The 22,682-nt window shown below is 41.9% G+C and carries 15 protein-coding genes and 1 pseudogene; 13 read left to right on the top strand and 3 right to left on the bottom strand.

Annotated elements, in window-relative coordinates; genetic code table 11:
• Positions 1-18 precede the first annotated feature (18 nt).
• Positions 19-1,224, top strand: a complete 1,206-nt coding sequence (locus IE056_RS12265; protein ID WP_189605009.1) for a glycoside hydrolase family 27 protein — start codon at positions 19-21, stop codon at positions 1,222-1,224.
• A gap of 143 nt (positions 1,225-1,367) precedes the next feature.
• Here the strand turns inward: IE056_RS12265 and IE056_RS12270 are convergent, their stop codons facing one another.
• The gene (locus IE056_RS12270) at positions 1,368-2,759 is read right to left on the bottom strand and encodes an AGE family epimerase/isomerase (RefSeq protein ID WP_229793748.1); all 1,392 of its coding nucleotides are present in this window, start codon (positions 2,757-2,759) and stop codon (positions 1,368-1,370) included.
• Positions 2,760-2,878: 119 nt separating this feature from the next.
• On the opposite strand from IE056_RS12270, the gene IE056_RS12275 reads away from it, so the two are divergent.
• The 8 genes from IE056_RS12275 (at position 2,879) to IE056_RS12310 (ending at position 15,249) form a co-directional block, all read left to right on the top strand.
• Positions 2,879-5,371, top strand: a complete 2,493-nt coding sequence (locus IE056_RS12275; RefSeq protein WP_189605010.1) for a glycoside hydrolase family 9 protein — start codon at positions 2,879-2,881, stop codon at positions 5,369-5,371.
• A gap of 54 nt (positions 5,372-5,425) precedes the next feature.
• Entirely contained in the window at positions 5,426-7,402 is a 1,977-nt protein-coding gene (locus IE056_RS12280; protein ID WP_189605011.1) for a glycoside hydrolase, read from the top strand.
• A 131-nt stretch (positions 7,403-7,533) separates the two neighbouring features.
• A complete protein-coding gene (locus IE056_RS12285) occupies positions 7,534-7,998 on the top strand; it encodes a MarR family winged helix-turn-helix transcriptional regulator (RefSeq protein ID WP_189605012.1) in 465 nt (154 codons plus the stop codon).
• A 51-nt stretch (positions 7,999-8,049) separates the two neighbouring features.
• Positions 8,050-10,455, top strand: a complete 2,406-nt coding sequence (locus tag IE056_RS12290; protein ID WP_189605013.1) for a 3-hydroxyacyl-CoA dehydrogenase/enoyl-CoA hydratase family protein — start codon at positions 8,050-8,052, stop codon at positions 10,453-10,455.
• A gap of 50 nt (positions 10,456-10,505) precedes the next feature.
• Entirely contained in the window at positions 10,506-10,790 is a 285-nt protein-coding gene (locus IE056_RS12295; RefSeq protein ID WP_189605014.1) for a four helix bundle protein, read from the top strand.
• 110 nt (positions 10,791-10,900) lie between these two features.
• Positions 10,901-12,088, top strand: coding sequence for an acetyl-CoA C-acyltransferase (locus IE056_RS12300; RefSeq protein ID WP_189605015.1), 1,188 nt, complete (start codon positions 10,901-10,903; stop codon positions 12,086-12,088).
• 111 nt (positions 12,089-12,199) lie between these two features.
• The gene (locus IE056_RS12305) at positions 12,200-14,020 is read left to right on the top strand and encodes an acyl-CoA dehydrogenase FadE (RefSeq protein ID WP_189605016.1); all 1,821 of its coding nucleotides are present in this window, start codon (positions 12,200-12,202) and stop codon (positions 14,018-14,020) included.
• 176 nt (positions 14,021-14,196) lie between these two features.
• Complete coding sequence (locus tag IE056_RS12310) at positions 14,197-15,249, top strand: mechanosensitive ion channel family protein (protein ID WP_189605017.1); 1,053 nt, start codon at positions 14,197-14,199, stop codon at positions 15,247-15,249.
• On the opposite strand, the gene IE056_RS12315 is transcribed toward IE056_RS12310, so the two are convergent.
• The gene (locus IE056_RS12315; RefSeq protein WP_189605018.1) at positions 15,224-17,041 is read right to left on the bottom strand and encodes a glycoside hydrolase family 15 protein; all 1,818 of its coding nucleotides are present in this window, start codon (positions 17,039-17,041) and stop codon (positions 15,224-15,226) included. The genes IE056_RS12310 and IE056_RS12315 overlap by 26 nt on opposite strands.
• Positions 17,042-17,134: 93 nt before the next feature.
• Here IE056_RS12315 and IE056_RS12320 point away from each other — a divergent pair, with 93 nt between their 5' ends.
• The 4 genes and pseudogenes from IE056_RS12320 to IE056_RS18520 form a co-directional block, all read left to right on the top strand.
• On the top strand, positions 17,135-19,345 hold the full coding sequence (locus tag IE056_RS12320) for a bifunctional alpha,alpha-trehalose-phosphate synthase (UDP-forming)/trehalose-phosphatase (protein ID WP_189605019.1): 2,211 nt from the start codon (positions 17,135-17,137) through the stop codon (positions 19,343-19,345).
• A 192-nt stretch (positions 19,346-19,537) separates the two neighbouring features.
• Complete coding sequence (locus IE056_RS12325; RefSeq protein WP_189605020.1) at positions 19,538-19,804, top strand: YtxH domain-containing protein; 267 nt, start codon at positions 19,538-19,540, stop codon at positions 19,802-19,804.
• Positions 19,805-19,955: 151 nt separating this feature from the next.
• Positions 19,956-21,314 (top strand): M28 family metallopeptidase, encoded by a 1,359-nt coding sequence (locus IE056_RS12330; RefSeq protein ID WP_189605021.1) that lies wholly within the window; start codon positions 19,956-19,958, stop codon positions 21,312-21,314.
• A gap of 198 nt (positions 21,315-21,512) precedes the next feature.
• Positions 21,513-21,578, top strand: a pseudogene (locus tag IE056_RS18520) (hypothetical protein); the annotation flags it as partial.
• A 93-nt stretch (positions 21,579-21,671) separates the two neighbouring features.
• On the opposite strand, the gene IE056_RS12340 reads toward IE056_RS18520, so the two are convergent.
• On the bottom strand, positions 21,672-22,634 hold the full coding sequence (locus IE056_RS12340; protein WP_189605022.1) for an App1 family protein phosphatidate phosphatase: 963 nt from the start codon (positions 22,632-22,634) through the stop codon (positions 21,672-21,674).
• Positions 22,635-22,682: the final 48 nt, after the last annotated feature.

Genomic DNA, 22,682 nt, shown 5'->3' on the forward strand with positions numbered 1-22,682 from the left:
TAACTCTAATATTTTAAAATGAAAAACAACACCTTACTCCTCCTCTGCCTCTTAATAGGCATTGGTAGCTACGCACAAAAATTTAACGAGTTGGCACAAACTCCTCCCATGGGTTGGAATACCTGGAACAAATTTGCCTGTAATGTGGATGAAGACCTTATTAAAGGTGCTGCAGATGCCATGGTAGAAAGCGGAATGAAAGAAGCCGGTTATGAATATATCATTATTGACGATTGCTGGCATGGCGAAAGGGACGAAAAAGGCTTTATCCAGGCCGATCCCGAAAGATTTCCTTCAGGCATGAAAGCACTTGTTGATTACGTTCACTCAAAAGGATTAAAATTCGGAATATATTCTGATGCCGGAGGAACTACCTGTGCCGGAGAACCGGGAAGCCGCGGACATGAATATCAGGATGCACTTACCTATGCAGAATGGGGAGTGGATTACCTGAAGTATGACTGGTGCGACACCGATAATCTCGACCCTGTTGGAGCATATACAACCATGAGAAATGCCCTCTATGAAGCTGGAAGGCCTGTCCTCTTTGCCATTTGTGAATGGGGAGACAACGATCCATGGAAATGGGCACAGGATATAGGGCATACCTGGAGAACTACAGGTGACATCTACCACTGCTGGGATTGTGAAGAAGATCACGGCGACTGGTCTTCCTGGGGAGTGTTAAGGATTCTTGACATGCAGGAAGGTCTTCGTAAATATGCCGGGCCCGGGCACTGGAATGACCCGGATATGATGGAAGTCGGCAATGGACTAACAGATAGTGAGAACCGGGCACATTTCGCCATGTGGAGCATGCTGGCAGCACCACTTATAGCAGGTAATGACCTGCAGAATATGAGTGAAGCAACCAGAAAGACTCTGACCAATAAAGAAATGATCGCTATAAATCAGGATCCACTGGGAAGACAGGCCTGGAAATACAGTGCCGAAGACGGACTCGAAACATGGGTGAAACCACTTGCAAACGGCCAGTGGGCAGTTACTTTCCTTAACCGTGCAGATGAACCACGAAACGTAAATTTCAACTGGATGCAAAACTCATTTGATGACCCCGATTTTGATCACAAAGTAGTATTTGCCTCGACCCCTTACCTGGTTAGGGACATTTGGAATGAAAAGGATTTCAAAGACACCAGGAATGCACTCAAAGCAACCGTACCGGCGCACGACGTTCTTACGCTGCGGCTAACCAGGAAATAACCCGAAACTTAAATCATTGGGAACAAAAAAGGCTTTTGAACCTTGAGTTCAGAAGCCTTTTTATGTTCCAAAATTTCTGTTTCCAAAAAGACTCTATAGAAATCGATTCTTCTAAGTCCTATTCACTATTCCTGAAGGTTACTTTAATTTTTGCTTACCTCCCGCTTCTCTTCAAGGGTCCGCATCACATTAATCAAAGCCCTGAAGTTGTGGTAGGTTGCTTTCCAGATATGCCCCTTTAAAGCAGTTTCAGAATCTGGTCTTGTATCAAGCCCCCATTCATACCAGCCGCCATGCTCTTCATCTACAAGATAAGTTTGGATATAAGTACACAGCTTGTCAAAGTAATTTCGGTATTGTAATTTATCTTCAGGAAAATAGGAATCCATGATCAAAAGGGAATTTAACCCTTCAGCCTGTGCCCACCAGTTTTTGTCGGCATTCACTATGCTAATGCTGTCTTCCCCTTCAAAATAATAACCTCCGTCATAAAATCCGCCTAATTCTTTATCCCATCCGGTTCTTAAGGAATGATCCACCATCTTTTTCCCCTTTTTAAGAGTGACGGTATCATTCTCAAGACCTAGTGCATGGGATGCTTCGAGCATCAAAAAAGCCGTTTCCACATCATGTCCAAAAGAAACATGGTCGAGGTAATAATGCTTTTTAATCTCTTCCTTTGATTTATCTGTAAAAGTAACAGGAGTCCAGTCTGGTTGAAAAAAGAGGTTCATAGAGCCTTTTTCGGTCGTAATCGTATCTCTTATAAGCAACAGCAATTCTTCAAGCCGTTCTGCAAGTAATTCATTCGGCCATGCCTGGTATAGTTCGGTAAAAGCTTCCAGTAAATGTATCGAACTATTTTGATCTTTATAACCCACATCTGATGTTGATGGCCATTCATCGGTTCGCTGGATAGGAGTTCCATCTACATAGAGGGTATTGAAATATCCTTGGTACTTAGGGTCATGACTGTTTTCTTCCAGCCAGTAAAATGTTCTTTTGGCAAGTTCCAAGGCCTTAGCATCTCCGGAAGCTTTGTAATAGGCAGCCAATCCATAAATTGCAAAGGCGTTCCCGTAGGAAGTTTTCTCCTCCCCATTTTTCAGGATTGGTTCTCCTTCTTTGTTCACCAGGTTGAAAAAGCCCCCATTTTCTCTGTCCCACATCACATTTTTCAGAAAATTGAAGCCGTGTTCTGCATATTCCAGGTATGGATCTTCCTCCGGAAACAACTCAGCTGCTTTCGCATTTGTCCAGATGTGCCTCGCCTGGGTCACGATCATTTTATCATGCTTCTCCCCCAATTGAAAATCATGAGTTACTTCACTGAAATATCCTCCATCTGCAGAATCGATCACCAGTGGATACCATTTCTCCAAAAGCTGCGCTTTAGCAGCTCTTTTAAATTGCTGCGAAGGTTCTTCTTCAACCGCACTTTCTTTCGTATTTTTAGAACTACAACTAATCAAAAAAATAGAAAAAGCGCAAAATAGAAGGGCACGTAACATCATAACTGTATTTTTAGCAGTCATAAAGATATTATTTTACTCATATTCTTAATAGAAATGAAAAAATCCTACAATGAATAGATAAAATAGTATTAAGTCTGTTTTAGCCCATTCCCATAGTTTTATAAAATAAATTCCATAAAATGAAATCACCACTCTTTTTTCTGATGTTCCTGGCCGGTTTAAGTCTGAATGCGCAAACGGCTTCCGAAGATTCTTTAACAGTTAACGATCAGGAGTACCTGGAAATGCGGGGAGTGAACGTCATGTTGGCGCACGATTTTTATCCGGAGAGCCATCAGGGAGGTGTGGGTATTATACAGAATGGCCTTCGCGTGGCCACCAATGGAGATCTGCGTTTAGAACCAACTCCCGGGCAGTGGCAGCCGGTTCCGAAAGTAGGAGAAAGACAGGTAGATCTCGAAAAGCAGGAGATCAGCGTCCGGATGAGCTATCCCGACCCTTCCAAAAACAGGACAGGCTTTAATCCTATTGAATATCCCGATTTAGAAATGTCCTATACTTTAAAAGTCGTTCCGCAGGGAAAATCGTTTAAGATCGTAGTGGATCTCGACAAACCTTTGCCAAAAGAATGGGTGGGAAAAGTGGGGATGAACATTGAATTATTTCCGGGAATCCTCTTTGGAAAATCATATTACATGAATGATTCCTTCGGAATATTTACACTTCAGGCAAACGGCCCCGGATTTTATAACGAAGACGGGGAATTTGAGCTGGAGCCCATGGCCACCGGAACCGAACTGGTCATCGTTCCTGAAGATGAAAAACAAACCTTGAAGATCGAAAACCTTCGTGACAATGAGCTAAAATTATTGGACGGACGCGCCATCCACAGCAATGGCTGGTTCATTGTACGTTCGCTTGTGCCGGCAGGAGCGACCGAAAATGCCATAGAATGGCTTATTACACCCAATGCCGTCGAAGATTACACGTATGATCCTGTGGTACAGGTTTCACAGGTTGGGTATCACCCGGCTCAACAAAAGGTGGCCGTCATTGAAACCGATAGAAATGACGAAAACGTACAGCCGGTAAAACTCTTGAGGATCAACAACGAAGGAGGCACTACAGAAGTAATTTCCCAATCCCCTTCAGAATGGGGGGATTTTTTGCGGTATAAATATTATCAGCTGGATTTTTCCGAAATAAAAGAACCGGGGATGTACCAGGTAAAATATGGAGATTACACCACCGAGCCTTTCCAGATAGCCGAAGATGTTTTTCAACGAGATGTATGGCAACCAACGCTCGAATATTTTCTACCTGTGCAGATGTGCCATATGCTGGTAAACGACCGATACAAGATCTGGCACGGCCGCTGTCACCTTGATGATGCCCGAATGGCACCTACAGATCACAACCATTTTGATGGTTATTTGCAAGGCAATAAAACATTTACTAAGTATAAACCGGGAGAGCACGTTCCTGGGTTGAACCTTGGCGGCTGGCACGATGCAGGCGATTTCGATATGAGGGTGGAATCCCAGGCTTCCACTGTCCAGGGTCTTTCCCATATCTACGAACTTTTTGATGTTGAATATGATAATACCAGGATTGACCAGAACAGTAAAACAGTCGATATTCTTCAGCCTGATGGAAAAGCAGATATCCTGCAACAAATAGAACACGGCGCCCTGTCCATTGTTGGAGGTTATAAAGCCCTGGGTCGGTTTTACCGCGGAATCATAGTTCCTTCCCTTGATCAATACATCCTTTTGGGCGACCCGGTCAACCATTCAGATGGTGCACCTTTTGATCAGGCTTTTGAAGATTCCAATGTTGCTGAAAATATTTCCTGGAGGCAACCGGGAGACCAGGATGACCGCTGGGTTTTTACAGAAAATAACCCAGGACGGGAACTCAGCACAGCCGCTGCGCTTGCTGCCACTTCCCGTGCCTTGAAGGATTTTAATCCGGAATTGTCCAGGGATTGCCTTCAGATTGCGCAGGAAGTATGGAACATCACCGAAACCGATGATCCGCTGCAGAAACTGGAAGCAGCCGTAGAGATGTTTCAGACCACCGGACAAAGAAAATATGCCAGATTCCTAATTCAGCATCAGCAAGAGATTGTGAATAAAATTCAGCAAACCGGATGGATTGTTGGACGAGTTTTAGAGGACATTCCTAATGATCGGTTTCAGGCTGAAGTTAAAGATGCTGTTAAAGAATATTATTCCGAAGTAGAAGCTTCAGGAGAAAAAACACCCTATGGATTACCCTATGAACCTGACATCTGGGGAGCCGGATGGGGAATTCAAAATTTTGGGGTGAAACAGTATTTTCTGCACACCAGTTATCCGGAAATCTTCCCGAAAGATTATATGCTCCACGCGATGAACTTCGTGCTTGGAGTTCATCCCGGAGTCAATACTTCCTCCTTCGCCTCGGGTGTAGGATCACGGTCTTTGACCCAGGCTTACGGAATCAACCGCGGAGATTTCTCGTTCACCCCCGGCGGAATAGGATCGGGAACTGCCCTGATACGACCTGATTTCCCGGAATTACTGGAATGGCCATTCCTCTGGCAGCAAACCGAATATGTACTTGGAGGAGGAACCACAGATTATCTGTTCCTGGTCCTTGCGGCAGACCGGCTTCTTAATGAGAAATAGCCTCCGTTTATAGTAAAGAGCAAAAAATACATATACCCCAAAATAAAACACAAAATGAAAATCAATTTTAAGACAAAACCTTTAAAAGATGTAATTCCGTTAATTGCTTTATTAGCAATACTCCTGCTGCCTCACAAAGGCTATTCCCAGGCAGAATTTACCACCTGGGGAAATATGACAGGAATACGTGTTAACAACCAGCTAATGGAATTCAATTCCAGCCTGGCGATAGAAAACCAATGGGGCGAAACCTGGCGCACCCGCAAAGAAGGACAGCAAATAGATTTTGAAAGAAAAGGTGCCCAAAAGATCTTTTCTTATGAGATGCGAGATATAGAATGGAAACAGACCATAGAAACTACCGAAGAAGGAAAAGCTGAGGTAGAAATCACTTTCACTTCTCCAAAAGACACACTCATTAATGCTGCTTATTTTAGCATTGCACTTCCCGAGGAATTTGGAACCGATACTAAATTCAGTTTTATCAGCAAGCCAAGCATTGGCCTGGGAGATATCAATATTCCTTTTTCAGAAGCACATTTTAAAGCTCCCGCACAGGGAATCACAGTACAATCCCCTACCCGCACTCTCAACATTACCTTTCAAAAATCTACGGAAGTGGTAATCAGCAAGGGAACTGAGGAGAATCCGCAGATTCGAGTAAACCTCGTGCTGGCTTCCGGTGAGATTGCAGCAGATAATATGTTCCGAAATACCTTTGTAATTCGGGCTTCAGGAGAAATTGATACCACTCCGTTAACTCTTCAGATCTTTCCAGATCAGGAAGGGAAAGTTTTTGACGGCATTGGAGGAAATTTCAGGCTTCAGAATGCACAAACAGATCCTCAGGTGATCGATTACAGTCTGGAGAATCTCAATGTTACCTGGTCAAGAGTAGAAATGCCCTGGAGGGAATGGCATGCCAAGCGTACTGCAGATCCGGCTTTTGAAGCAAAACGAGGCAACCTGCATCCCAAAGTCAAAGCTGCCATGGAAATGGCACAGCGACTGGACCAACAGGGAATTCCGGTGATGCTTGCCGCCTGGTTTGCCCCTGAATGGGCCATCATAGGCAAACCTTTTAAAGGCAAACATCCCGATGGCAGCATGGGAAACAGGCTCGATCTAACGAAAAAGGAGGAAATTTACAGGTCTCTTACTTCATATATTAAATTCCTGAAAGAAGAATATGGAGTAGAAACGATTCTATTTTCTTTCAATGAATCTGACCTCGGAATTGACGTGCGGCAGACGGCCGAAGAACATAACGACCTCATCAAAGAATTAGGCGCCATGTTTAGGGCAGAAGGCCTCCAAACGGAATTCCTGCTGGGAGATACTGCCGACCTTAACGGCTGGGATTTCACCACCCTTGCTTCCATGGATCCCGAAAGCCGTCCTTATATAGGTGGCGTTTCTTTTCATTCGTGGAGAGGATGGACAGATGAGAACCTTATTAAATGGAGAGATATTTCCAATAGAGTAAATGAACCACTATTTGTAGGCGAAGGAAGTATCGATGCCGGGGCATGGCGATACCCGCAGATCTTTGAAGAGCCTACCTACGCCCTGGATGAAATTGATGTGTATATCAAGATCATGAACATTGCGCAGCCCAAGTCGATTCTTCAATGGCAGTTGACGGCCGATTATTCTGTTCTATCTGGTGGCGGGATCTTCGGAAACAATGAAGATGAGTTATATCCTACTCAGCGGTTTTTCAACCTTCAGCAATTAGGAGCCACTCCCGAAGGACTATATGCACTTCCGGTAAAAGCAGATCAGAAGAACGTTTCCGTTGCTGCTTTGGGAGATAAGGAAAAAGGTCAATATGCCATCCACCTGGTAAACAAAGGAGCAACCAGAAACGTGGAACTTTCAGGTCTTCCGGCCGGGATCACCTCCATGGACCTTTATATTACCAACAAGAAAAGATCTTTTGAAAAAACAGAAACAATCCAGGTTGAAAAAGGCCGGGCAACCTTTAGTCTGGAAGGTGCGGGATTCACTTCCTTAATGACACCAAATTAGAACCTTTCCCAATTTTATGAAGAGCGGTCAAGTAATGACCGCTTTTTTTTTGCATTTCTCAAAAATATTAATCTGAATTTATTGATTTTTGTTATGCGTGCATAACAAAAATTTCCTAACTTTGAGATCCTATGAAAGAAAAGACCATAGATTATGTTTTAAGAGCTACCTGGATTGCCGTTTCCAAGATGTATAATGAGGAAGCCAGCAAGGAAGGAAGTACCATGGCTACAGGGTTTTCGCTACTAAGCATTGATCCTGAAAAGGGAACCCCGTCTACTTCCCTGGGCCCAAAAATGGGAATGGAAGCGACAAGCTTATCCAGGACCCTTAAAACTATGGAGGAAAAAGGACTGATTATTCGGAAGAAAAATCCGCAGGATGCGAGAAGCGTACTTATTCATCTAACCGATTTCGGAAAAGAAATGAGGGACTATTCAAAAAGTGTGGTACTTCAGTTTGATGAGGCGGTAAAAAGAGAGGTTTCAGATGAAGACCTAAACACCTTTATAAAAGTAGCTTCAAAAATAATGGAATTAATTGCGTCCAAAAAAATATATAATCAGGAGGAAACAGCTGTAAAATCAAGCAGATAAAAATTTCAGAAGTGAAAAAAATAAATCTGATCAATAAAAATCAATGACAATATGAAACGAAGAATCAACAAAGTTGCTGTAATAGGCTCAGGAATAATGGGTAGCGGTATTGCCTGCCATTTCGCCAATATTGGCGTGGAGGTATTGCTGCTGGATATTGTTCCCAGGGAGCTAACAGATAAAGAAAAGAAAAAAGGCCTTAGCCTGGAAGACAAACCGGTGCGAAACAGGCTGGTAAATGAATCTTTACAGACGGCTCTTAAATCAAAGCCCTCTCCTATTTATCATCAGGACTTTGCTAAACGTATAAAAACCGGAAACCTCGAGGATGACATCAGTAAAGTATCTGAAGCTGACTGGATCATAGAGGTAGTGGTAGAACGCCTGGACATTAAAAAGCAGGTTTTTGAAAATCTTGAAAAGCACAGAAAACCGGGAACTTTAATTACTTCGAATACTTCAGGTATTCCAATAAAGTTCATGAATGAAGGCCGGAGTGATGACTTCAAAAAACATTTCTGCGGAACGCACTTTTTCAATCCTGCGAGATATTTAAAACTTTTTGAAATTATTCCGGGACCCGATACTTCTGAAGAAGTACTGGATTTCCTTAACATGTACGGTGAAAAATTCCTCGGAAAAACTTCTGTGGTTGCAAAAGATACTCCGGCGTTTATTGGGAACCGAATCGGAATCTTTAGTATTATGAGCCTTTTCCATACTGTGAAAGATATGGATATGAGCATTGAAGAAGTGGATAAATTAACCGGACCTGTAATCGGCCGTCCCAAATCGGCTACCTTCAGAACTGTTGATGTTGTCGGTCTGGACACTTTGGTGCACGTTGCCAACGGTCTTTATGAAGGAGTGCCAAATGACGAACAACACGAGCTTTTCAAACTTCCCGATTTCATCCAGACAATGATGGACAACAAATGGCTGGGGAGCAAAACCGGACAGGGATTTTATAAAAAGATTAAAAACAAAGACGGATCCAGCGAGATCAAATCCCTTGATTTGAACACCCTGGAATACCGCGATCAGAAAAAAGCCTCATTTGCTACTTTAGAACTTACTAAAACGATTGATAAAGTAGAAGATCGTTTTAAGGTTCTGATTAACGGAAAAGACAAAGCCGGGGAATTCTACCGAAAGAACTTCGCCTCACTTTTCGCCTACGTTTCGAACCGCATTCCTGAAATTACAGATGAACTTTACAAGATAGACGATGCCATGAAAGCCGGATTCGGCTGGGAACAGGGACCATTCCAGATCTGGGATGCCATTGGTGTTGAAAAAGGGATCGAACTTATGAAAGCTGAAGGTTACGAACCTGCAGCCTGGGTAAATGAAATGCTGGAAAGCGGCAGCAAGAGCTTCTATTCCGTAAAAGAAGGGAATACCTATTACTATGATATTCCGCAGAAGAAGCAGGTAAAAGTTCCTGGTCAGGATGCCTTTATCATCTTGGATAACATCCGTGAAAGCAAAAAAGTTTTCGAAAACAGCGGAGTCGTAGTGGAAGATCTTGGCGACGGAATCCTGAATGTTGAATTCCGAAGTAAAATGAATTCTATTGGCGGTGACGTTCTTGACGGAATAAACAAAGCTATAGACATGGCTGAAAAGGATTATCAGGGACTGGTGGTTGCCAACAACGGAAAGAACTTTTCTGTGGGAGCCAACATCGGGATGATCTTTATGATGGCGGTGGAACAGGAATACGATGAGCTGAACATGGCCATTAAATATTTCCAGGACACCATGATGAGAATGCGCTACTCCTCTATTCCAACAGTTGCAGCGCCGCACTCTATGACATTGGGTGGTGGTTGTGAACTTTCTCTTCACGCAGATAAAGTGGTAGCCTCTGCAGAAACCTACATCGGACTCGTGGAATTCGGAGTTGGAGTGATCCCCGGCGGTGGTGGTTCTAAAGAAATGACCCGCAGGGCCGCACAAACTTTTGGAACAAATGATGTTGAATTAAACCGACTTAGGGAATATTTCCTTGCTATAGGGATGGCTAAGGTTTCTACCTCAGCGTACGAAGCCTATGATACCGGAATCCTTCAGAAAGGAAAAGATATCGTAGTGGTGAATCCCAATCGCCAGCTGGCCATCGCTAAAAAGCACGCCCTGCTAATGGCTGAAAACGGATATACTCAGCCGGTAAAAACCAATGACATCAAAGTCCTCGGAAAACAGGCACTGGGAATGTTCCTTGTAGGAACCGATTCTATGTACGCCGGAAAATACATCAGCGAACACGACAAGAAGATCGCCAACAAATTAGCCTATGTTATGGCCGGAGGAGATCTTTCTGAAGCCACATACGTAACCGAGCAGTACCTGCTAGATCTTGAAAGAGAAGCCTTCCTGTCTCTCACCGGAGAGAGAAAGACCTTAGAGAGATTACAGCATATGTTGCAGAAAGGAAAGCCGCTTAGAAATTAGACCTGAGACGTGAGATGTCAGATTGGAGTTCAACCATAAAAAGAAGACAGGTGCACAATTTTCAAAATTTAAAGATTTGGCAGAAAGCAATGGATATTGCAGAGCAAACCTATTTAACTTCTTCTGAATTTCCGAAGCAAGAAAAGTACGGATTGACAGACCAAATAAGAAGAAGTGCGGTTTCAGTTCCTTCTCACATTGCAGAAGGAGCCGTTAGAAATACGGATGGAGAATTCAGAAACTTTTTTGGAATTGCCAGCGGGTCTTCTAAAGAATTACTTTCACAAATGATCCTGTCTCATCGTCTAAATATGATTTCTAAAGATAAAATATAACCTTTAATAAAAGATTTGACTGAGGTACAAAAGATGAATAACACGTTCAGACGTAAATTCTCCAAATGAGGTATCTAACATCTCAAATCTAATATCTAAATACTATAAAAATGAGAACAGCATACATCGTAAAAGCATATAGAACTGCAGTTGGAAAAGCTCCTCGCGGAGTCTTCAGGTTTAAGAGACCTGATGAACTTGCAGCCGACACCATCAAGTATATGATGAAGGAACTGCCGGAACTTGATAAAAAACGAATTGACGACGTGATGGTAGGTAATGCCATGCCCGAAGCCGAACAAGGTTTGAACATGGGGCGTTTGATCTCTTTAATGGGATTGAGCATTGAAGATGTTCCCGGTGTAACGGTAAACAGGTATTGTGCTTCCGGAATTGAAACCATTGCCATGGCAACAGCAAAGATCCAAAGTGGAATGTCCGATTGTATTATCGCCGGAGGAGTGGAAAGCATGAGTTACATTCCTATGGGAGGTTATAAACCTACCCCAAATTATGAAGTCGCCAAAAACGGAAATGAGGATTTCTACTGGGGAATGGGCCTTACTGCAGAAGAAGTGGCAAACAGGTATAATATTTCCCGTGAAGATCAAGATGAATTTGCCTATAACTCTCACCAAAAAGCGTTAACAGCTCTTAAGGAAGATAAGTTTAAGGATCAGATCGTTCCTGTTGAAGTAGAAGAGAATTTCGTTAACGCCAAAGGAAAGAAAGAAACCCGGAAATACATTGTTACTCAAGATGAAGGACCTCGTGCAGACACTTCAAAAGAAGTACTCGGAAAATTACGTCCTGTCTTCGCTGAAGGCGGAAGCGTCACCGCAGGAAATGCTTCGCAAATGAGTGACGGAGCTGCTTTTGTCATGGTGATGAGCGAAGAAATGGTAAAAGAACTGAATCTTGAACCCATCGCCCGACTCGTAAGCTACGGCGTTGCCGGAGTAGATCCCAGAGTAATGGGAATAAGCCCTGTTATAGCCATTCCAAAAGCTTTAAAACGCGCCGGACTGAAAAAAGAAGACATGGAGCTTGTGGAGCTGAACGAAGCCTTTGCTTCACAGTCACTGGCTGTGATCAGGGAAACAGGTTTGAATCCGGATCTGGTGAATGTTAACGGAGGAGCCATTGCAATGGGTCACCCGCTGGGGTGCTCCGGAGCAAAACTATCGGTTCAGATCTTTGACGAAATGAAAAAGCGAAACCTCAAAAACAAACATTGCCTCGTGACCATGTGCGTTGGTACCGGTCAAGGGGCTGCAGGAGTGTACGAAGTGTATTAGACGTGAGATCTGAGATTTTAGATCTCGGTACTAAGGAAAAATACCTGATTAAAACAACATTTTGAGATGTTTCAAAAATCAAATATCTCAAATCTAATATCTAATAAAACAATGAGCACAGAAACAGAAAATAAAAAGAAAGACCTCCTTCGGGGAGGCCAGTTCCTGGTAAAGGAAACCGATTGTGAAAATGTATTCACTCCCGAAGATTTCTCTGAGGAGCAACAAATGATGCGTGACTCTGTAAGGGAGTTTATTGATCGGGAAGTCATTCCTCATTCAGAAGAATTTGAGAAGAAGAATTACAAGCTTACGGAAGAACTCATGCGAAAAGCAGGAGAAATGGGATTCCTCGGGGTTTCAGTTCCAGAAGAGTACGACGGAATGGGAATGGGCTTTGTAACTACCATGCTGGTAGTTGACTACATTTCGGGGGCTACGGGGTCGTTTTCTACGGCTTTTGGAGCACACTCCGGGATCGGAACCTTACCTATCACTTTATACGGAAATGAAGAACAGAAGAAAAAATATCTTCCGAAGCTGGCAAGCGGGGAATGGTTTGGAGCTTATGCCTTGACAGAACCGGGTGCCGGAAGTGACGCCAATAGCGGAAAAACCAAAGCAGTTCTTTCTGAAGACGGAAAAAGCTACAAGATCACCGGACAAAAAATGTGGATCTCCAATGCGGGATTCTGTAACATGATGATCGTTTTCGCCCGAATTGAAGACGACAAAAACATCACCGGATTCATCGTAGAGTTTGATCCTGAAAATCCAAACGGGATTTCCCTTGGGGAAGAAGAAAAGAAACTGGGAATCCACTCCTCCTCTACGCGTCAGGTCTTTTTTAATGACACCGTAGTACCTGCAGAAAACATGCTTTCTGAAAGAGGAAACGGTTTTAAGATCGCCATGAACGCTCTAAACGTGGGTCGGATTAAACTGGCAGGTGCTTGTCTTGATGCGCAAAGACGCGTTATTGACCATGCAGTGAAATATGCAAACGACCGGGTACAATTTAATACTCCAATTGCAAAATTTGGCGCTATTAAATCCAAACTGGCAGAAATGGCTGCTTCGGCGTATGTGGGGGAATCTGCTTCTTACAGGGCTGCAAAAGATATCGAGGATCGTATAGAGATCCGTCAAAGTGAAGGTGCTTCGCATCAGGAAGCGGAATTGAAAGGTGTGGAAGAATATGCTATTGAGTGTTCGATCTTAAAAGTGGCAGCTTCCGAAGATCTTCAGAACTGTAGTGACGAAGGAATTCAGATCTATGGAGGAATGGGCTTCTCTGCCGATGCTCCTATGGAATCTGCCTGGAGAGATGCACGTATTACCCGTATCTATGAAGGAACCAACGAAATCAACCGTATGCTGGCCGTAGGTATGCTGGTTAAAAAAGCTATGAAAGGTCACGTGGATCTTTTGGGACCTGCCACCAAAGTGGGAGAAGAACTTACCGGAATTCCTTCTTTTGATAAACCTGATTATTCAGAATTATTTGCTGAAGAAAAGGAAATGATCAAGAAACTGAAAAAGGTATTCCTGATGGTTGCCGGTAGCGCAGTTCAGAAATTCGGACCTCAACTGGAAGAACATCAGCAGTTATTATTAGCTTCAGCAGATATTTTGATTGAAGTATATATGGCTGAATCTGCTATTCTGAGGACTGAAAAGAACGCGAAGAGATATGGCGAAGATTCTCAAAAAGAGAAAATTGCCATGGCCAAATTGTATTTATACCATGCTGTTGACACCATCAACCAGAAAGCCAAGGAAGGAATCGTTTCTTTTGCTGAAGGTGATGAGCAACGCATGATGCTGATGGGGCTTAAGCGCTTTACCAAATATGAAAATCAGCCAAATGTTGTTGCTTTGAGAAACACCATTGCTGATAAATTAACTGAAGAGAACAAATACTGTTTCTAATATTAATTTGCAGAGATTATCTGTTTTCTCAGAAAGCCGTTCCGTTTGGAGCGGCTTTTTTTATTAACCGAAAACGATAGACTTCCGGTAGCTCCTTACTCTTTTAATTTATTTTATGATTATTCAATATTATATTTAATAGCTTTAAAATCACTCCTAAACATCAGAAGAAGAACATGTTTTATTTTCTTGATCTAAATACCTCCCAATACCTCATAATTGGTATATTAATTTTAATGGCCAGTTTTGCTGCCGCTTTCTTTTTACTGAGTCAAATTGGAAGAGACCCGCGCAATATTCTACCCGTTGATTTTGCTCAAAAAGTATGGTTACCACTCCTTGTTTTTCTGGCTTCGCTATTACTGAAAGTAGCTCTTATAAGTAAAGTTTTTGTGTTTGAATACACCTATGATATCCTGGGGCCTACGAGCACTTTAGGAATTATTATCAGCACTACCTGGCTTATCATTCTCACACTTAAAATATTAAAAAACAGAATGTTAAGAAGGTATGACGTGAATACCAGCGATAATCTAAAGGCAAGGAAAATATACACGCAGTTCGCAGTCCTGGAAAATATTATTATTTTCATTATTGTGATCCTGGCAATAGGGATCGCCTTGATGAGCTTTGAAAGCATAAGGTCTGTAGGCGTAAGTGTTTTAACCTCGGCAGGGATTGCCGGCATCATTATAGGATTTTCTGCACAAAAAGCTATTGGAACACTGCTCGCGGGAATCCAGATTGCCTTTACGCAACCCATAAGGCTGCAGGATGCTGTTATTGTAGAAGGAGAATGGGGATGGATCGAAGAGATTGCCCTTACCTATGTCGTGATCAAGATATGGGATAAGAGAAGACTGGTGGTGCCCTCAACTTATTTTATAGATACCCCGTTTCAGAACTGGACAAAAAATTCGGCTGACATTTTAGGCACGGTATTCCTGTATACAGATTATACCGTGCCCGTTGACAGCATAAGAGAGGAGCTCGACAGATTACTGGAAGATAATCCGCTTTGGGACCGGCAGGCAAAGGTGGTACAGGTGACCGATGCTACAGAAAGAACTATGGAGATAAGGGTGCTGGTAAGCGCCAAAGATTCACCAACTGCGTTTGATCTTCGGGTTCATATCAGGGAAAAACTTATTGATTTCATCAAAAAGAATTACCCTGATAGTCTTCCGAAATCCAGGGTTGATTTTAGTAAAAATCCTCCTCCTGAATAATACTTTTCAACCTTTCTTCAGCAGTTAAACCGTTAGAGAAATTAGCAGCGGTTTCTATTAAGGCCAGGTGAGAATATGCCTGCGGAAAATTCCCCAATAACCTTTTAGTTTTGAAATCGATGTCTTCACTAAATAATCCCAGGTGGTTACTATAAGATAATAATTGTTTGAACTGTTTAAGCGCTTCGTCCATCTCCCCTATTTTAAACAGGCTATTGATATACCAGAAGGTACAAATGGTAAAAGAGGAAGAAGGCAGCCCGAAGTCATCCTTGTTTTTATACCTGTATAAAAGTCCATCCCGGCTTAGTTCTTTTCCTGTAGCTTTTACAGTACTTACATAGCGTGGATCTTTTGCTTTTATAAATCCGTAGCTTTCCATAAGCAAGGTGGAGGCGTCAAGATCTTTGGATCCATACGATTGCGTATATGCCTGTACTTCTTCGTTCCAGCCGTTCTCATAAATATCCTCATAGATTTCTTTTCGAAGATTTTTCCAATGACTGTCATTGATCCCTTTTCTAAGGATCTCTCCTATTTTCACAGCTCTGTCAACAGCAACCCAGCACAACAGCTTAGAAAACACGAAATGCCGTTCTTCGGTGCGCAGTTCCCAGATGCCTTTATCGGGTTCCTGCCAGTGCTCTTCCACGATCCGTACAATTCCACGCACAATGGTCCAAAGCTCTTCACTGTTTTCCAAAGAAGTGTCAAACTGCATAAACTGCTGATAGATCACTTCCATTAAAATTCCGTAGATATCATTTTGACGCTGTACATAAGCTGCATTTCCAATACGCACAGGTTTGGAACCTTTGTAACCATCCAGGTGGTCCAGAATGTGTTCAGTAAGATCCTTCTCCCCATTGATCCCGTACATGATCTGGATCTTTTCATCCTTATTGGGAATGATATCAATAATAAACTGAAGAAAACCCTGTGCAGATTTCTTATGCCCCAGTCCGGCCATGACTTTAATTACCATGGAAGCATCCCGTATCCAGCAAAACCGATAATCCCAGTTTCTTACTTCCCCGATGGTCTCGGGCACAGAGGTCGTCGCAGCAGCCAACACAGCTCCCGATTTTTCATAAGTTAGGGCTTTTAAAACCAGGGCACTTCGCCCTATTTCTTCATTAAAATGCTTGAACTGTGTAGTGGTTTCACTCCAGTTCATCCAGTAGGTTTTGGTACGTTGAAATTTAAGATAGATCCTGTCCAGGGTCTGTTCTTTCAACTTCTCGTGGTATCCCAGGAGGAAGAATGCATTTTCGGTGAGGGTGATCTCTTCCTTATTTAAAACCTGGTCAAGATCAAGGCTGGTATACAAATAAAGGGAATCATATTTTCCTTCTTTTGTATAACTTTTTATATAATTTTCATGATTATCGTTATAGGTTTTTTCCCTTGCATAATTAAGGCGGGGATCGTAATTCACCCTTACTTTAGGCTTTCCCTTCAGCAACCGGATATATCTCACAATATCAGGCTGGGCATAGAAAGAACCTTCATTCGTTGCATAACGGGGCATGAAATCTATGAGTTCAAAACCATCGTTTTCACTAAGAAAAGTAGTTTTTAAGATATTTGTTTTCCAGATATATTCCTGAGTAATGGTATAGTCTTCATCTACTTCAAAGCTAAAGCTTCCTCCTTTGTCTTCGTCAAGAAGTTTTGCAAACACAGAAGCCGAGTTGAAATTGGGTAGACAAGACCAGTCGAGGGATCCCGTTTTTGAAATAAGGGCTGCACTTTTGCAGTTCCCAATGATCCCGTAATCTAAGTTGTTCATATAGTCTTAAAGTTCTTTTAAAAAGGTAGACTCCTTCTTCAAATTTTCCGTAATTTAAAGAATCACAAAGATAAAAATAGCAGACACATTATTATGGGCAAAACAATAATCATTTCAAATCGCCTGCCTTTACAAATAAATATTACCGAAAAAGATATAGAAGTTACACCTAGTGTGGGTGGTTTGGCCACCGGCTTAAAGAGTTTTCACAAAGAAGGAGACAGTATCTGGATTGGCTGGACGGGCATGCCGGAGGAGGAAATTCCAGATGATTTGAAAGGTAAGGTCCTTGAGGAAGCAAAAAAACAAAACTGCCTTCCCGTAGACCTTACTTCGGAAGAAATTGAAGGTTTTTATTATGGTTTTAGCAACAGGACCATCTGGCCGTTATTCCATTATTTCATGGAATATTCTGAATTTGAACCTGAAGACTGGGAATCTTACAAAAGGGTGAATCAGAAGTATGCCGAAGCTGTCCTTGAGAACCTTAATGACGATGATGAGGTGTGGGTACATGATTACCAACTCCTGCTGCTTCCAAAAATGATTAGAGATAAAAAACCGAATGTAACCATAGGATTTTTTAACCATATTCCATTTCCTTCTTCCGAAGTTTTCAGGACACTTCCCTGGAGGGAAGAAATCCTGGAAGGAATGCTGGGAGCAGACCTGATAGGCTTCCACACCTACGATTACGAAAGACATTTCTTACGATCTGTAAAACTTATCCTTAGAAAGGACAGTACCTTTAATGAGATCCACCTGGGAAACAGGATCGTACGCGTAGATTCTTTCCCAATGGGAATAGATTATCAAAAATTCAGTGACGCATCTTTAAATCAGCAGAATCAGCCATCGAGTGAAAATTCGAATTTTCAGAAAAAACTGGATTATCATAAGAATTCGACAAGCGATGCAAAACTGATCATTTCCATTGACCGGCTTGATTATACCAAAGGGATTGCCAACAGGATAAGGGCGTATGGATATTTTCTGGAAAAATATCCGGAGTACAAGGAAAAAGTCCGGCTTGTGATGCTGGCAGTTCCTTCCAGGACCAATGTTCCGCAGTATCAATTACTGAAAAAGGAGGTTGATGAACTCGTAGGCCGTATCAACGGTAGGTTTGCAACAGTGAACTGGACCCCAATCTGGTACTTCTTCAGGTCTATGCCTTTTGAAAATCTTATAGATCTTTATTCCAGCAGTGACGTAGCCCTCATCACCCCTACCCGTGACGGGATGAACCTGGTAGCAAAAGAATATATCGCTACCCGAACCGATCAAACCGGGGTTTTGATCCTTAGTGAAATGGCGGGAGCTGCTCACGAGCTGAATGAAGCCCTTATTATAAATCCTAATAATTTTGAGCAGATTGTTGATGCTATCAAAACAGCTCTTGAAATGCCTAAAGAAGAGCAGATCCGGAGAAACAAAATGTTGCAGAAACGATTGAAACGGTATACGGTAGAAAAATGGGCTAAAGATTTTATGAATAGCCTAAGGGAAGCAAAAAACCGGATTTCTAAAATCAAAGCAGAACAACTGACGGCAGATGTAGAAACCGCCATCATCGAAAAGTTTAAAAGGGCTAAAAACCGAATCTTTTTTATTGATTATGACGGAACCCTGGTCAACTTTGCAGATAAACCTGAAAATGCAAAACCAGACCCTTCTCTACTGGAACTTGTGAAACAACTGAATGCCCTTGAAAATACTGAAGTTGTTCTAATAAGTGGTAGAGATAAAGAAACATTAGGCACCTGGTGGCAGGATGTGCCGGTGAACCTTATATCTGAACATGGTGTATGGCTTCGTCCATCTAATGGAAATTGGGGTTTAACTGAAAATATTAAATGTGACTGGATGAAGAATGTTCGGCCGGTACTGGAAACATTTGTAGACCGCACCCCGGGGACCTTCATTGAAGAGAAAAATTATTCGCTGGTTTGGCATTACCGAAAAGCCGATCCTGAACTTGGAGAAATTCGGGCCAATGAATTGTCTACCGTCCTGAAGGATCTCACCTCAAACCACGGATTAAGTGTTCTGGAAGGAAATAAAGTGCTCGAGATCAAAACCAGCGGAATCAACAAAGGAAAGGCAGCTAATAAAATTCTTGTAGAGAGAAAACATGATTTTATTTTCGGAATTGGAGATGACTGGACAGATGAATACCTGTTTAATGAATTGCCTGAACAGGCCATCACCGTAAAAGTGGGAGTTAAAGAAACCAGCGCGAAATACTATGTGAAGGATGTGGAACAAGTGAGAGACCTTTTGAAAGAATTCTCCAAAAGCTAGTCGCACGAGAAAACAAGTCAAATTAACAGTATGATTGAATGAAAATTAAGCTAAAAACTAAACTGTTAATTATTCAGTAATTTAATCTGAAATTTTATATGAAACTTAACTTCCGTTTTTCTGTTGAGATAAACAATTGAAGTATCTTAGAGGTATCAAAAAATTGGAAATTAATTTTAAAACAAAGAAGAAATGAAAGCAGGCAAAATACTTATAGGAGTCCTTTCTGGTGCCGCTGCAGGTGTTGCAGCTGGTTTATTACTAGCACCTAAAAAAGGTTCTGACACACGTCAACGAATCAAAGACAAAAGTAACGAATATGTTACCGGAAGCAAAAACAGAATCAATGGCTTTGTAGATGATGTCTCCCATAGATTTGATTCTGTTAAAACCAAAGCCATGGGTAAATCTAAAAAGTTACAATCCGAAATGGATGGCGATGAGAAAATAATTTATTAGAAGATTTCTCCATTAGGAGAAAGACTTCTCGTAAGATGGCTGCTTTGAAAAGAAAATCTTTTTAAAGCAGCTTTTTTTATTTCCGGAATTCTCAGTAACAATGTTTTTTCTTATTTTCAGACTTTCTATTAACTTCAATTTGCAACATATAATGTTCAGAAAAATATTCCTTTTATCGCTTCTTATTACCGGATTTCAAAATTTCGCACAGAACCAGGCGCCGCCACAATCAGATCTCCGGCTTTATGATATTGTAGAAGCAGTATCTGCAGACCGTATAGAATCTGATATTCGGAAACTTGCAGGATTCGGCACCCGGAATACATTTAGTGATACAATATCTGAAACCCGTGGAATTGGTGCAGCCAGAAGATGGATAAAATCTGAATTCGATGAAATATCGAAGGAATGCGAAAATTGTCTGGAAGTTTTTTATCAAAAGGATTTCGTTACCAAAGAAGGAAATAGCAGAGTACCCCATGATGCATGGGTAGTAAATGTAGTCGCCATTCAAAGAGGCACAAAATATCCTGACCGATACATTATCATGAGCGGGGATATTGATTCCCGTGCCAGTAACACCATGGATTTTACGACAGATGCTCCCGGGGCAAATGACAATGCCAGCGGAATGGCCGGAGCCATAGAAGCTGCCAGGGTACTTTCTGAATATGATTTTGAGAGCAGCATAGTGTACGTAGGTCTTTCAGGAGAAGAACAGGGGCTTTTTGGCGGTGCAGGGCTCGCCAAATATGCTCAGGAAAATGACTGGGAAATCATAGGAGTTTTAAATAATGACATGATTGGGAACATCAAAGGTGTTGACGGTGTAATTGACAATCGCAGCTTCCGGATCTTTTCTGAACCTGTACCACCCACAGAGACTGATGATGCAAGAAGAATGCGTAGGTTTTACGGTGGCGAAGTTGACGGAATTTCAAGGCAGCTTGCCCGGTATGTCCATAAAACAACAGAAAAATATATGCCCGAAATGAATCCGATGATGATCTACAGGCTGGACCGGTTTGGTCGTGGTGGTCATCACCGTCCTTTCAACGATCTGGGTTTTCCGGGGATACGAATAATGGAAGCCCATGAAAATTACACCCAGCAACATCAGGATATCAGAACAGAAGACGGAATTGAATATGGAGACGTGGTAGAACATGTTAACTTTGATTATGCTAAAAAACTTACCGCAGTAAACGCCATTAACATGGCAAGTCTCGCATGGGCACCACCGGCTCCCGAAGAAGTGGAAATAGGCGGAATTGTAGAGCCTTCTACCAAATTACAATGGAAAAAAGCAGAAGGTGAAAACGTGGCAGGGTATAAGATTTACTGGAGAGAAACTACTTCCCCACAGTGGGAATCTTCAAGATATGTTGGAGATGTGGATAGTTTCACCCTGGAAGGAATTGTAATAGATAATTTCTTTTTTGGTGTGAGCACTGTTGGAAAAAACGGACATGAAAGTGTGGTTGTATTTCCTTCCGGCACCTTCAGATAACTTATAGGAAAAAGAAATAAAATATTCGATCACTACACTCCTTACCATTTGTTTAAGTATAATCATATTGTAATGCGCGACTCACAAAAAGGAAGAGACCGGAGCAACAGTTCACTGCAGATCTTAACCCTGCATTTGAGCACATAAAATGTTCCTTCCTCAACAGCACACGTTGCAGTAGTTGGTTTCTGCTGGGGTGGCTCCCAGATTTTTCAATACGCTACCAATAATCCTGAAATCTCTTCTGCACACGTTATTCAATGATGCAGCATGGAAGCGGTTACTTGACCTTTTGAATCGCCCATAAAGTAATGTTGTCTACCAGATCACCAGATTAAATCCCAATTATATAAAATATCACACTATCCCAATTTTCCGAGAATGGCCAATGGCCTTGGTGCTATCTTTGAAATAGCAGGTAGCCACCTTTAAATCCTCCATATTTGCCAGGGTTGCTTTTACTTTTTCCTTCTGCCGCTTTGCGGTCTGTCGTATGTAAACTGCTTTTATATTCTCGGGAAACATTTTACAAATTCGTTCATACAGGAAAGGATCCTGCTGGGAATCATCACCCAAAAGCACATACTCCAACTGGGGATAAAAAGAAACAATATCTTTTATTTTATGATACTTATGGTCGTGCCCTCCTCTACCTGTAAAAAGAAAATCTCCAATGCCAGTTTTAATATCCTTAAGTTTAATTATGGCTTTAGGAAGTCGATGCATCCGGGCAAACTGCAGGATAAATTCATACAGGTTCCATTCACTACTGGATACATAGAAGAAGGAATTAAAGGTGCCTTCCTCCCGCCCTGCTTTACTTAGCGCCTGGTAGTGAGGTACCACATCATCAAAAACAGTTCTATTATTAATGTTCTTGGTAAGGATGACATATAATTTCTTGAAAAGATTATTAGTATGGGACATTAAAAAGGTATCATCAATATCTGATATTATTCCAAGTTTACTTTTAAAGGGTTTAAGCAACTCCCCTTGCTCAATAATTCCTATATCCCCCACCTTACATGAAACCGTATAGCTGTGCCAGCCACTGTCCAGATATTGATTAAAAGGAATAGCAAACCTGAAATATCCATCATCCAGGGTTTTAGTAGTTACTTCCAGGTCTTTGAAATTAAGGGTGACTTCAATATTTTGAATGGGGCTAATGGTAAACATTTTGATGACAGATTTTGCATGCCTGTAGCCTCTTCTGTCTACTTCATATTTATCTGGAGCCCATGATTTAAAAACGTGTCCAAATACAATTAATTCCTGATCGTTTACATAACCCCTGTACAACTTAAGGTCCAGCTTCATATTTATATTTTTTTTACCATCATTCGTCTACAAAATACCTAATTTTAG

This window comes from Salinimicrobium marinum, from assembly GCF_014651535.1.
GTDB lineage: Bacteria > Bacteroidota > Bacteroidia > Flavobacteriales > Flavobacteriaceae > Salinimicrobium > Salinimicrobium marinum.